The organism is Chryseobacterium contaminans (assembly GCF_001684955.1).
In the GTDB taxonomy this organism is placed as follows: domain Bacteria; phylum Bacteroidota; class Bacteroidia; order Flavobacteriales; family Weeksellaceae; genus Chryseobacterium; species Chryseobacterium contaminans.
The window spans coordinates 1-13144 of record NZ_MAYF01000015.1 but is presented as its reverse complement, the minus strand read 5'-3'; the positions used below and the strand labels follow the sequence as shown (position 1 = coordinate 13144).

General features: G+C 32.8%; 15 protein-coding genes. 8 read left to right on the top strand and 7 right to left on the bottom strand.

Annotated features, from left to right (window positions below; genetic code table 11):
- Both BBH99_RS02050 and BBH99_RS02045 read left to right on the top strand, forming a co-directional pair.
- On the top strand, positions 1–422 hold a 422-nt coding region (locus tag BBH99_RS02050; RefSeq protein ID WP_165601866.1), incomplete at its 5' end, for an integrase core domain-containing protein.
- Between the two features lie 213 nt (positions 423–635).
- The gene (locus BBH99_RS02045; RefSeq protein ID WP_066691289.1) at positions 636–1796 is read left to right on the top strand and encodes a putative sugar nucleotidyl transferase; all 1161 of its coding nucleotides are present in this window, start codon (positions 636–638) and stop codon (positions 1794–1796) included.
- Positions 1797–1838: 42 nt separating this feature from the next.
- Here the strand turns inward: BBH99_RS02045 and BBH99_RS02040 are convergent, their stop codons facing one another.
- The 7 genes from BBH99_RS02040 to BBH99_RS02010 all read right to left on the bottom strand — a co-directional run bounded on the left by BBH99_RS02040 (position 1839) and on the right by BBH99_RS02010 (position 8668).
- Complete coding sequence (locus BBH99_RS02040) at positions 1839–2984, bottom strand: hypothetical protein (RefSeq protein WP_123872958.1); 1146 nt, start codon at positions 2982–2984, stop codon at positions 1839–1841.
- 37 nt (positions 2985–3021) lie between these two features.
- Positions 3022–3600, bottom strand: a complete 579-nt coding sequence (locus BBH99_RS02035) for a hypothetical protein (RefSeq protein WP_066691285.1) — start codon at positions 3598–3600, stop codon at positions 3022–3024.
- 45 nt (positions 3601–3645) lie between these two features.
- Positions 3646–4212: a DUF6705 family protein gene (locus BBH99_RS02030; RefSeq protein ID WP_066691283.1), complete on the bottom strand. Its 567-nt coding sequence runs from the start codon at positions 4210–4212 to the stop codon at positions 3646–3648.
- Positions 4213–4230: 18 nt separating this feature from the next.
- Entirely contained in the window at positions 4231–5574 is a 1344-nt protein-coding gene (locus BBH99_RS02025) for a hypothetical protein (RefSeq protein ID WP_123872956.1), read from the bottom strand.
- Positions 5575–5788: 214 nt separating this feature from the next.
- On the bottom strand, positions 5789–6583 hold the full coding sequence (locus BBH99_RS02020) for a DUF6438 domain-containing protein (RefSeq protein WP_066691277.1): 795 nt from the start codon (positions 6581–6583) through the stop codon (positions 5789–5791).
- A gap of 127 nt (positions 6584–6710) precedes the next feature.
- Positions 6711–7277: a DUF6705 family protein gene (locus tag BBH99_RS02015; protein WP_066691274.1), complete on the bottom strand. Its 567-nt coding sequence runs from the start codon at positions 7275–7277 to the stop codon at positions 6711–6713.
- Between the two features lie 17 nt (positions 7278–7294).
- Positions 7295–8668, bottom strand: coding sequence for a hypothetical protein (locus BBH99_RS02010; RefSeq protein ID WP_066691272.1), 1374 nt, complete (start codon positions 8666–8668; stop codon positions 7295–7297).
- Positions 8669–8822: 154 nt separating this feature from the next.
- On the opposite strand from BBH99_RS02010, the gene BBH99_RS02005 reads away from it, so the two are divergent.
- From BBH99_RS02005 to BBH99_RS01980, 6 genes are all read left to right on the top strand, one after another.
- A complete protein-coding gene (locus tag BBH99_RS02005) occupies positions 8823–9173 on the top strand; it encodes a helix-turn-helix domain-containing protein (RefSeq protein ID WP_066691263.1) in 351 nt (116 codons plus the stop codon).
- 85 nt (positions 9174–9258) lie between these two features.
- Positions 9259–9768, top strand: a complete 510-nt coding sequence (locus tag BBH99_RS02000; protein WP_066691262.1) for an RNA polymerase sigma factor — start codon at positions 9259–9261, stop codon at positions 9766–9768.
- A complete protein-coding gene (locus tag BBH99_RS01995) occupies positions 9743–10414 on the top strand; it encodes a hypothetical protein (RefSeq protein ID WP_185111023.1) in 672 nt (223 codons plus the stop codon). Before BBH99_RS02000 ends, BBH99_RS01995 begins: the two co-directional genes overlap by 26 nt.
- A gap of 46 nt (positions 10415–10460) precedes the next feature.
- Positions 10461–11741 carry a DUF4252 domain-containing protein gene (locus tag BBH99_RS01990; RefSeq protein ID WP_066691261.1) on the top strand — a complete coding sequence of 427 codons (1281 nt, stop codon included), beginning with the start codon at positions 10461–10463 and terminating at the stop codon, positions 11739–11741.
- Between the two features lie 11 nt (positions 11742–11752).
- The gene (locus BBH99_RS01985) at positions 11753–12253 is read left to right on the top strand and encodes a DUF4252 domain-containing protein (protein ID WP_066691259.1); all 501 of its coding nucleotides are present in this window, start codon (positions 11753–11755) and stop codon (positions 12251–12253) included.
- A gap of 26 nt (positions 12254–12279) precedes the next feature.
- Positions 12280–12984 (top strand): hypothetical protein, encoded by a 705-nt coding sequence (locus BBH99_RS01980; RefSeq protein WP_066691257.1) that lies wholly within the window; start codon positions 12280–12282, stop codon positions 12982–12984.
- The last annotated feature ends 160 nt before the right edge of the window (positions 12985–13144 follow it).

The following is a 13144-nucleotide window of genomic DNA, read 5'->3' as shown; positions in this document are numbered from 1 at the left end:
GAAAGATAATGGGATATTCATTAAGTTCAAATATGAACACTGAAAATGTTGCAAAAGCTTTAAAAATGGCAATAAAAAATAGAAGTTCAAGTGATCCATTAATCCATCATTCAGACAGAGGTTTGCAATATTGCTCTGGTTACTACCAGAAAATACTGAATAAGAATGAAATCAAACCGTCAATGACTGATGGTTATGATTGCTATCAAAATGCACTGGCAGAAAGGATTAATGGAATATTGAAACAAGAATTCCTTTTTTATAGAACAAAGAATATGAAAGATCTAAGCTCATTAGTAAAAGAAAGTATTTATCTTTATAATACTAAAAGACCACATTTAAGCCTTAATATGCAAACTCCAGATAAAGTGCATAAAAAATCCGAAGAAATAAAACATCTCTCCGGATCAAATATTGTTTAATTTATGTCAACCTATTTTAGGACGACTCACCAGAATTTATTACTCTTATAAAAAAATATTCAGCCAAATTAGTTTTTCATTCCCTGTCTATTATCTATCCATCTATTATCTTTTCTCTTCTATTTAAACTTCGCCCATCTTTTTGTATTTTTGTTCTTAGGCAGTAAAGGTTCATTCCTTGATTACTTGCCTTTAACCCCAAACTTCTAAAAAATGCAATTAGTATTTTCAGACGCACAATATTGGGAAGATTTTCTTCCGCTTACCTTTACCCGACCGGTTGCAGCCATGCGATGCGGAATCCTTACCTTTTCTGAAAGATGGCAGAAAATTCTGGACAATACCGAAGTCTCTTATTTTACGGAAATGTATCTTCAGGATAAATTTAAAGCTCCGGAAGAAAAAGAAAGTCTTTTTTTAGTTCCGAACTTTATCCCTACAGAATCTGTTATTCAACAGATCAAAGATCTTAAGCAGGGTGAGGCTTTGGTGTATGAAGATGAATTGGTGGCAGCAAAAGTCAATATGAAAGGATTTTCTCTTCATCAGATCGAAAAAATGACGGATATTAAGGAAGAGCTTATTTTCTTTAAAAAGCCGAAAGATTTATTTACCTATAACCATCACGCCATTGATTTCGATTTTGATCTTCTTACAAAAGGGAAAACTTCACAGGAGCTATCCTCCACAAATGGTTTCCTGGGCGATAAAAAAGATCTTTTTATTGAAGAAGGAGCTTATATTGAATTTTCAACGATCAATACAAAAACCGGAAAAATATATATTGGTAAAAATACAGAAGTGATGGAAGGCTGTCATCTTCGCGGACCTATTGCACTTTGTGATGATTCCAAATTTAACCTTGGAGCCAAAATTTATGGAGCAACTACCATTGGTCCGCACTGTAAAGTGGGAGGAGAGGTGAACAATATTATTATTTTCGGATATTCCAGCAAAGGACATGAAGGGTTTGTAGGAAATTCTGTGATTGGTGAATGGTGCAACTTTGGTGCAGATACCAACTCTTCCAACATGAAAAATAACTACGGAAATGTAAGATTCTGGAACTACAGAACCAAAGCTTTTGAAGATACAGGGCTACAGTTTGCAGGTATGATTATGGGAGATCATTCCAAAACAGCTATCAACACTCAGTTGAACACAGGAACAGTGATTGGTGTAGCCTCCAATATCTTCAAACCCGGTTTTCCACCCAACCTTGTGGAAAACTTCTCATGGGGCGGTTTAAAAGATGATGAAAGATTCAGATTAGACAAAGTCTATGAAGTAGCAGAAAGAGCAATGGCCAGAAGAAAAGTGGCTTTAACAGAAGAAGATAAGGCTATTTTGAAGCATGTTTTTGAGACGTATTAATAAAAAATAAAACCCCTTCAGAATTTCTGAGGGGGTATTTTATTAGTAATACTCGATTTTTCTGACCCATTTATATAAATCTTTCCCATCTACATTTTTAATAATTTCTGTCCAGTTTGTTTGCTTATCAAATTTATATTTGAAAATAACTACCGTTGGTTCTGTTTTTTTATCACTCTCATCTAGATAAAATATTTTAGCTATATAGTTATCTTTATATTCAAATCGGATATCATACCAAATAGTATTATTGTAGTGTGTCGTTCTTCTTTCTAATTTTTGATCTTTGGTATAAGCATAAGTGATAGACATAGTTCTTTCATAATTACCATCTTTTTCTTCGGTGATTATTTTACCGTTTCCAAGTATAGTATAATAATGATACTTTCCATCTTTAATTTCAGTTCTCTGTATTAGATTTCCGGATTTATCATATTCATATTTCATATGCTTGTTTAAAAATATTTTTTTGTTATCATAATCAAGTTTATGGTCGAAAGATTTTGATTCAATTACCCTATATTGATTATCATAAATTTTTACACAATTTAGTTTCTTATGATAAATGGAATCTTTAATCTCAGTATAAGAACGCTCACCTACCTTTTTCCAAATTTCATTTGTAATTGCAAAAATGCTGTCTGTTTTTGTTAGAGTATCAAATTTAGTTACATACAGAGGCCTGAAACTTTCACGATTGCTTATATATTTTTCCATAGGCTCATCCTTAATTTTGTAGTAAGTTTCTTTAAAGTTTGGAGTTTTATTGTTTCCATTATAAAAATAATGAGAAGATGATTCTGAGTATTTGCTTTTCCTTTTTTCCTCAATTAATCTATTCAGACTATCAAATGTATAATCATAATCATCAACAATTTCTCCTGATTTGTAATACCATGTTTCTTTAGTTATATTCCGATTTTTATCATAGTAAGTTTCATTATTTATATATCGGCAGAAATCTGTTTCAAACCATGTCTCTCGCATTCTGCTTCTTAGGTTTTTTGGAGTCATGATTACAGCATGACCATATTCATCATCACCCTTCATAAAGATAAATGGACCAGAATTATTTAGAAAAACTACGTATTCTTTTACGAATTTTGGTTTCCCTAAAATTGAATCTTTTATAACTTGAGAGTTAAAACAAGCGGATAAAAAAATTAAGATAAATAGTATTTGTTTCATATTTCATCATTTGAAAAAGCCTCCGAAGAGGCTCTATTTATTGTTTTGTAAAAATCAAATCCTTTGTTTCAGGAAGGTAAATATTAATATCTGTTCCTGGAGGGCACTTGCTGCTGTCAAGAACAATATCATTGGGTTTATATTGCCATGACAATTGTGTGGAATTTATTTTTTTTAAATAAATATCACCCCATCCAACTCCACAATTAGTACCACCATAATAAAAAATTACTGCATTTTGTGAAGGTCTAGTCTTAGTGCTATATATAGTAAAACGAAGTTGATTTGCTGGTAAATTCATATTCTGCGTATCTTGAAGAACTACTCCAGAAGAACTTTTCACAATATAGTTTATTGATAAAACATCCTGATAATACTTTTTTACTTTTAAATCAAAGAATTTATGATTTTGCAAACTAATAAATAAAGTAATTTCATTACCACCAAAATTCGCTTTATAAGTTCCAACATAGGGTGGAAGCTCATTATTTAAGTCTTTTAAATATGAATTATCGGATAACTTCATGTAAGAAGAGTTTAGTGGATATTCTTGTGCTTTACAAGATATAATATTCAACATTGTTAGGGTAAGAGCTATTTTATATATTGCTTTCATATTTCATCATTGTGAAAAAGACTGTCATTAAGACAGTCTCTATCATTATTGTTTTGTAAATATTAAATCTTTTGTTTCAGGGAGGTAAATATTAATATCAGTCCCTTGTGGGCATTTACTGTTATCAATAATTATATCATTAGGTTTATATTCCCATGAAAGCTGTGTAGAATTTATTTTTTTTAATTCAATGCCGCCCCAACCTACTTTACAATTTGTTCCTCCATAATTAAACCATACAATGTTTTTACTTGGATAAGTTCCACGACTATAAATTGAATGTAAAAGTTGATTAGGTTGAAAGGTCATATTTTGAGTATCTTGAAGAATATTTCCTAAAGGATTTTTTACAATATATCTTATGGATAGTACATCTTGATAAACCTTTAATGATTTAATATATTTCATAGTTTCTTTACTTATGAATAATTTAATTTCATTTCCCTGAAAGGTAGCTTTATATTCTCCTATGTAAGGATTTAATTCATTATTTAAATCTTTTATATAAGAGCCTTGTGGTATTTCTTCAAAATTGGTGTTAAGTGGGTAGGTTTGTTGTGCTTTGCACGAAATTGAAATGATTAATAGAATTGTGTATGTTATATTTTTCATATTATTTTATTTTTTAAATTACGGACAAGGTGTGGCAGTTGTGGTACCATCAGTATTTTTAATTATCATTTTTACAGTTCCATCATTTTCTACTCTTTGTAGTTTGATTTTACCATCTAATTCCATATCTATAAGAGCTCTGAAAAAGAATTTCTCAATTTCTTCATTGCTCATCTCTCCAGAAGTGGGTTTATACATTCCATATCTAGTCTGATATCTATCTGTATATTCATCCAACTGCTCTTGTGAAAAAGTTTTTACAGCATCCTCATAAGTTCCGTTAAACCAAATAACATAATGCATGCCATTGGGAGCAACCATTCCCACAAAAGCTTTCGTAGGGTCTCCATAATTCCCCTGTGCTCTTGCAAAACCTAATAACTGATCTACATCTGGCGGTGATAACATTGGTATTCCTGTTGGAGTGTGATTGTGATATCCGCCTGCATAACCTGTTTTATCTCCAAAATTTACAGAATGATTTCCACCTGGTATTTCATTGGATGGAGTTCCATCTGCTTTAATTTTATAGCCATTTTCTCCTCCTTGTGTAGATTTTGTTTTTAGAGCATCTATAGCAGGTTTTGTTTTAGCATCATTTACAAGACTTTTTGTTTTATCACAAGGATTTTGGTTTGTGGGATTAGTAGGCGTTGTCTCACCTCCGCCTCCGCCTCCGTCATCTGGTTTATGGATACAGTCTTCATATGGACCACAGCCTCCGGAAGGACCACCTCCTCCTCCGGGTGGCAGGCCTCCGCCGCCACTACCGCCGCCAGGCACTATAATAATGATGGTATCAATATCACATGGTGGTGCTCCTTCAAAACCACAGGGTCCACCGGATCCTTTACTTGTATTATTTTTATTTTGTAAAGTACTCTTTATATATTGGGCACGAAACAATTCTAATATTGTATCATAATTCTCTGCCTCAGGAGACATTTTGAGATACTCTACATAAGTATCTTCATTTTTTAAAACTGCTATAATAATTCCTGATACCTGATGATTCCTGATCAAAGGAAACAAGGTGTATACTTCTTTATTTTCAGTGGTAATATCCTGGGAACGAATATTGAACTCAATATACTCATCACTCATTGCAGATGAGTTTTTCCAGGCCTTTTTAAGCGCCTTAGGTGTATGCTGAACATTATGAATACTGTCATAACGTTCCAAAAGTGTTTTGAACCCTTTACCGTAATCAATCTTTTCTTTTTCCTGGTTAGAAAATACCTTAAACTTTGAGGAATATTCTTCCTCATTATTGCTTAGCAAATCTTCTGAACGGCAGGAATAAAGAAAGAAAATAATAAATACAGCCATGAGAGCAGGCCATAATGCTAAATTTTTCTTCATAAGCATTTGTTTTAATTTGTTAAATATAAATAATTTTTCCAAAACCAATGAATTATCTTATATCTCCATGCCCTATTTCTGATGCACCTTATATTAAAAAAATAAATTATATTTGTTCTATTCAAATATAGAAACCGTGAATACAACCATTGGAAAAAGAATAAGAAAGTATAGAGAATAGAATACCATCAAACTTAACATTAACTAATTCATTCTACTCATATAAGATTTTTTTTTCTTCAGTACGAATAAGGGATACTTTTTCATTTAATCCATACAAAAAGTTAATTAACTGATCTGCAATGGTTGGTGGGAACATTGATTTAAAATATTTACGTTCTCCGTTGTAATATACTATTAAAGTGGTGACAGCTCCATCATGTCCTTCTTTTTTGGGAAAAGACCATGTTCTTAAGTTAGAAGTTTTCAATATATACATTAGTTCATTGAGTAATTCATCAGATAGTTTTCCTTTGAATTGCCCTGATTTATTTTTATCATTTAAAAATTCTCCGCTTAAATAAATATTGCCATTCTTATCAATTTCTAAATCAATTACTGGACAAGTTCCATAACAATTTGTTGTATGATATACCAGCTTTTCAAAGGAAATTGATTTATCCCAATTATATTCCTGTTTGATGAAAACTATTTTTTTTCTGTTTCCAAAAAACTCTTTTGATAAATTAGATTCTGGAATTAACGTTAGTGTTTTATTTTTTTTACTCTTTATATAGAAATCATATTTACTCATATATTCTTTTTCAGATCCTGCCTTAGTATACTCTTTATAAAAACTAAGTGTATCCCCTATGATTTTTAAACGTAGCTGTTCATTCTCGTATATTGTACTTAAGGTATTAAATCTATTATCTTTCTCTTTAATTATAATGACATCATTATTCTTTGAAATCCATGTGCCTTGTAGTTTTTTGTCTTGTCCTCCTACTTTTATAGAAAATGTCAGGATAAAATAAAAGAACATAACTATTCTTGTAATACTTTTCATAATAATTATTTAATAAATTAAGGACATTTTGTTCATTTGTATTTTTAGTGAAGAATATTTTGCATCACATACCATAGTAATAACCTGTTCTTTGAAAAAAATAAGCCTCAAAAATGAGGCTTATTTTTTATTGTTTTGTCAACACAATATCTTTTGGAAAGTTAATAGGAAAATCACCATGTTGATCTACATAACTGTTATGAATACAGTCTTCTTTATAAATACTGGGCATATACTCGAAATGGAGTGTCATTTGATTTCCTGTAAAGTTCGTAATATCTAAAGCCGCCGATTTTCCACACATATTTTTAGGATAAAAATAAAACCTTTTCCAGTTTCCATTTACCAAACTACCAAATATGCCTCTAATTTCAGAAACTTCATTATCAAAATTGGTAATTCTGTCAATTTCTATAGCTCCGTTAGCTCCTATAATTTTTCTTTCACCTAATATTAAATCACTATAGTAAGGATGAGTTCCACTATAATAATATTTAATTTTTTTTAATTCAAGATAGAGGGTCTTTCCATTCCAACTTCCTTTCCATAGCCCAACATATTTATTCAGCTCATTGTTAGTGTCTTTTAAATAAGCATTATCAGGTAGCCCATCTAAACTTGTATTAAGAGGATATTCTTGAGCTTTGCAAGAAAATGATAATACTGTTATTATAATTAAAAATAGATTTTTCATATTTTTTGTTTTTATTATTAAGGACAATTAATCTCTGTTAATTTTCCGTTTACAAGACTTAATTGGGTATTTCCACTTGAGGTATTTCTGAAAAGTTTTGCACCAGGCATATTCATATTATCATTCATAAATTTAAGAAAACTTTTTTCAAGTTTTTCCATATTATAATTTACATTACCACTTACGTTTCCTACACTCTTTGCTTCATCAAGTAATTTTATATAGTTATCGTTAAAGTCTAGCAATTGTTGATCTGTAAAATTAGGAAATGGACTTGGAACAGCACCATCGAAAGTGAAAGAATAATTTCCCCAACTGCTGACTATTGTAAATACGATTTGATCAAGAGGAATTTTGGGAGAGTTTGCGGGATTACTATTGTAATTTTGGGCCCAGTTAATCCACTGGTTAAAAAACAAGATGTCACCAGGTGAAAATATTGGATATAGTTGATCGTAGTGAGAATGCATTACTACAACAGTATTAGGAAATACAGTTAAGTTAACCTCTTTAGTTCCGGGTTTATTTTGCAGTATTTGATTTTGAACACCTCCGGCAGAGTTTCCTATTCTGAAGCCACTTTCAAAACCATCTCCTGTTTTTCCTTCTAAGTTCGTTATATTTCCTTTAAAAGTTGGAGTGTCAGTCATTGCTTTTAATCTTGAACAAGGATTTGTGGGCGGAGTACCTCCACCGCCACTACCCCCTGCATCAGGATTATGGATACAATCTTCATATGGACCACAGCCTCCGGAAGGACCACCTCCACCACCGGGTGGCAGGCCCCCTCCGCCACTACCTCCGCCAGGCACTATAATAATGATGGTATCAATATCACATGGTGGTGCTCCTTCAAAACCACAGGGACCACCGGATCCTTTACTTGTATTATTTTTATTTTGTAAAGTACTCTTTATATATTGGGCACGAAACAATTCTAATATTGTATCATAATTTTCCGCTTCAGGAGACATCTTGAGATACTCTACATAAGTATCTTCATTTTTTAATACAGCAATAATAATTCCTGATACCTGATAATTCCTGATCAAAGGAAACAAGGTGTATACTTCTTTATTTTTAGTGGTAATATCCTGGGAACGGATATTGAACTCAATATACTCATCACTCATTGCAGATGAGTTTTTCCAGGCCTTTTTAAGTGCCTTAGGTGTATGCTGAACATTATGAATACTGTCATAACGTTCCAAAAGTGTTTTGAACCCTTTACCGTAATCAATCTTTTCTTTTTCCTGGTTAGAAAATACCTTAAACTTTGAGGAATATTCTTCCTCATTATTGCTTAGCAAATCTTCTGAACGGCAGGAATAAAGAAAGAAAATAATAAATACAGCCATGAGAGCAGGCCATAATGCTAAATTTTTCTTCATAGACATTTGTTTTTAATTCGTTAAATATAAATAAATTTTATTCTTCACAATATTGAGAATTTTAATTGAATGCAGGGATATAAAAAATTACTGGTTTCCGTATTATTTTTCTAAAAGAAAAAAATATGTAATTTTGATAAAAATATACAGTACTATGACTCTAGGCGAAAAACTGAAAAAAGCGAGGATCAATAAGAACTTTACGCAGGAATACCTTGCCGAAGTACTGAACGTTTCCCAGAAAACCTATTCCAATTTTGAAAATGATAAAAGTAAACCGGATTTTTCTCAGGTAGAGCATATCGCAAAAGCATTGGAAGTAAGTGTTCTTGACTTTTTAAGTAACGATGGACTTTCTTTTCATTATGACAATATACATGGCGGAAATAATGGTTTTATCTACCAGACTCAGCTTCCGGAAAAACTCATAGAACAGTACGAAAAAAGGCTTCAGGATAAGGATGCGGAGATTGCTTACCTCAGACAGTTACTCGATAAAAAATAAAAACTTCAAATTTTTTTGAAGTTTTTTTATTTTTGATGTAATAGATTGTAAAGACGAGTTGTCTTACCTATAAGAAACAAAACTCATGACCCAAGAAACTTTCAAGAATACGGTGTTTATTCTCAAAGACGAGATGTATCGTTTTGCGAAGCGATTCGTTATGAGTAGTGATGAGGCAGAAGATGTAGTGCAGGATATCATGATGAAGTTCTGGCAGAAAAGGGAAGAACTGGGGCAGTTTGGGAACCTAAAATCCTATGCGCTGAAGTCTGTCCGGAATGAATGCCTGAACCGCCTGAAGCATCACGATGTGAAGATAGGCTTTGCAGATATGCAGCTTCACCGGTCCGAGCTTTACAGTATGGAAGTTGATAACCTTAAGGAACATATTGTAGGATTTATCAATCAGCTCCCCGAAAAACAGAAGTTGGTGATCCACTTGAAAGATGTAGAAGAGTACGATGTTTCCGAAATTTCTGAAATGCTGGAAATGGAGGAAAATGCAGTAAGGGTAAACCTTATGCGGGCAAGACAAAAAGTAAAAGAACAAATCTCACAACTGATGAGCTATGAAAAAAGATCAATTACAAGATAAATACGACGAAATCTTCCGGGAGATAAAGGAAGAAAAAATGGAATGGAGCTTTGATGATTTTCTTCAGCAGGCAGAAAATGCGCCGCCTGAAGGAAACACCGCCCCTGTTATTCCATTGGAAGAAAAGAAAAAGCCTTCATTTCCCAAATGGTTCTGGATGGCCGCCAGTATAACGCTGGTCTTCGGGATCGGGCTTTTCCTTAAAAATAATTCTGGAACAGGAGTTCAGGATAAGGAAAACCTGGTGAAAAATGAAGTATTGAAACAGAAGTCCGGTTTTATTGAAGAAAACCATAATCATCAGCAACAGGTGGCAGTGAATCATACTGATTCTATTTCTGGAGCCAAAAAAGATTCTATCTTCCAGGAGAATAATGTAGCTGAAAAAGATGTTATGGATGAAATATTGCCGAAGAGAGGAAGGCTTAAAAAAGAAAGAAGACCAAGATATGCAGACAATTCCTCTTTTAAAAATAATACCTCTAAAGATTCTACTGGCTATGAAAATTCTTACGTAATTGTAAACGGTAAAAGAATAGACAATGTAGAAGAAGCAATTAATGTAACAAAATACTCATTCCAGATATTTGCAAATAACGTTAGTGAAAAATTGGCGCAGCCTACGGTAGTAGACGATGATTATTAATCAAAACAAAGTGGCTATCATTAACTTAAAAAAATAAAATTGACTCATGAAAAAACTATTCATAATATTCGCTCTTGCTTTTTCCCATTTCTTTAATGTATATGGACAAAAAGATAAATTTGACCAGCTATTTGATAAATATCAGGAAGTAGAAGGGGTAACCTCCATTAAGATTGCCAAACCTATGTTCGGAATGCTCAGCAGTCTTAATATTGATGATTCCCAGCTGGATCAGATTAAACCGTTATTGTCAAAAATCAACGGACTCAAAATCCTTATTACCGAGAATCCTGAAAAAGGAAATACTCCTGAAGGGCGTAAAGTGCAAACTAATATGTCTCAGCTGAGTAAAGATATTTCGTCTTATTTAAAAAATCTGAATTACAACGAAATCATGTCTGTAAATAATGCCGGTGCTAAAGTGAAATTCCTTTCTGCGGAAGCTAAAAACGGTATTCTGGATGATCTGTTGCTAAGTATTGACGGCGGAAGCGGAGAAAGTATTTTTGTAATGCTGGACGGAAAACTGTCTATGGATGACGTAAGCAAGATCATCAATTCCAGTGAGACTAAAAAGAACCCAATTTCCAGTACAAGAAGTAATGTAACTTCGGATAATAATTCATCTTACCTTAATGGAGAAGCCAGAAATGTAGGGGATTTTTCAGGGATCCAGGTAAGTACCGGTGTAAACGTAATCTTTAAGCAGGAAAAACCAACGAGTGTAAAGGTTATCGCAGATTCAGATAAATTAGAATACATTATTACGAAAGTAGAGAATGGAGTTTTGAAAATTTATATTGATAATAAAGGAGTACGAAATCTGAGATTTAAAAATTTAAGTGTTAACGTATCCTCTCCAAGAATGGAAAGTATTGATGTATCATCAGGTTCCAACCTTACCATTGTAAATTCTATCCAGGAAAAAAATATGAAAATTGATGCATCATCAGGCTCTAATATTACAGGAGATTTCAAGGTTTCAAATGCTGCAACAATTTCAGTTTCTTCAGGATCAAATATCAGAGCAGGAATTACAGCCGGAAATATCGGAATTAAAAGCTCAAGCGGATCTAATATGAGTTTAAGTGGAAAAGCAGATTCAGGAACTATTGATATAAGCAGTGGAGCATTGTGTAAAGCAGATGAGCTGAAGTTTACTTCCCTTGAAACAGAAGCTACTTCCGGAGGGAATCTTACTGTAAATGTTTCGGATAAACTGAAAGTGAGAGCTTCTTCAGGCGGAACGGTGAGATATAGAGGAAGACCGGAAATAGATGCCAACATCAGTAAGACATCAGGAGGATTGCTAAGACCAATGGATTAAAAACTATCGCCATGAAAATGCTCAGAATTACTTTATTCTACCTTTTAGTAATAGGTACATTTCAGTCCTGTATTGTTTCTGAAAAACCCAATATGGATTTCTTTTCAGATAACAGTTACAATTTTAAGGAGGCCAGGTTTACAAGCTTTAATGTACCGTTATTGTTGGCGAAGCCATATATTAAAAAAGCTCTGAGAGAAGACGGAGAAAGTGAAGAGCTCATCAGCCTTATCAAAAAGGTATCTAAAATAAAGGTTCTTACCGTAGAAAACGGGAGCAAAGAAATGCTGAATGATTATGCGAAGTTTTTAAATAATAATCATTACGAAGACTGGGCTACCATAAAACATAATGGAGAAAATGTAAACCTGCGTGTAAAACAAAAGGGAGATGCTATTAAAAATATGCTGATTACCGTAAATTCAGATAAGGAATTGGTCTTTGTAGATGTGAAAGGGAGCTTTACTCCTGATGATATTTCAAAAATGCTTAATGCGGTTTCAGATAAATAGTTGATTTTCAGTTTAAAAATCTTCATATGGAAAAGTTAATCAAAGAAGTTCGTATTTTGAAAATATACGCAACTTTACTTACAATAGTTTGTGGATTGCTTTTTATTCTGGCATTTAAAGCAAATTCCTCTGTTGAGCATTTCAAAGAAATAGATGTAGAACGCATCAATATTGTAGAAAAAGATGGAACATTGAAAATGGTCATCAGCAATAAAGAACGTCAGCATCCGGGAATGGTGAACCATAAAAATATGAAACAGAGAGAGCGGGATGCAGGGTTGATTTTTTTTAATTCATTAGGAGACGAATGTGGAGGACTTGTATATGATGCCAATGAAAAAGAATCGGGCATGGTATATTCAATAGATCAGAGAAATACCGATCAGATCATGCAGTTACAGTATTTGGAACAAGCAGGAAAAGATAAAAAAAGAGTTTATGGTTTAAAACTTTGGGACCGCCCGGATAACTTCCCCTTAGAGGATATCATTAAGTTTGAAGACTCTCTGAAAAAACTGAATGATCCTGTTGCAAGTAAAAAAGCTTATGCAATGCTTAGAGAGCAGGGGAAATTAACCAATGAACGATTTTTTGCAGGGAAAACAGCAGATGGAGATGTGGGCGTTTTTATTCGTGACACCAAAGGAAAAACTAGATTAAAACTTTATATAGATAAAAATAACCAGACCCATATTGATAATTTGGATGAGAATGGGAATGTGGTAAAATAAGCGTTATTATTCAAAATAGTGATATCAGACAAGTAGTTTCAGACACACTAAATTTATTTTGTAAAGGAAAACCGTTCTTAAAAAGAGCGGTTTTTCGATTTAAGTTATTGATTATTAATTTTTATTTAAACTATTAAAAATGATTTTCATATGTCGTCAA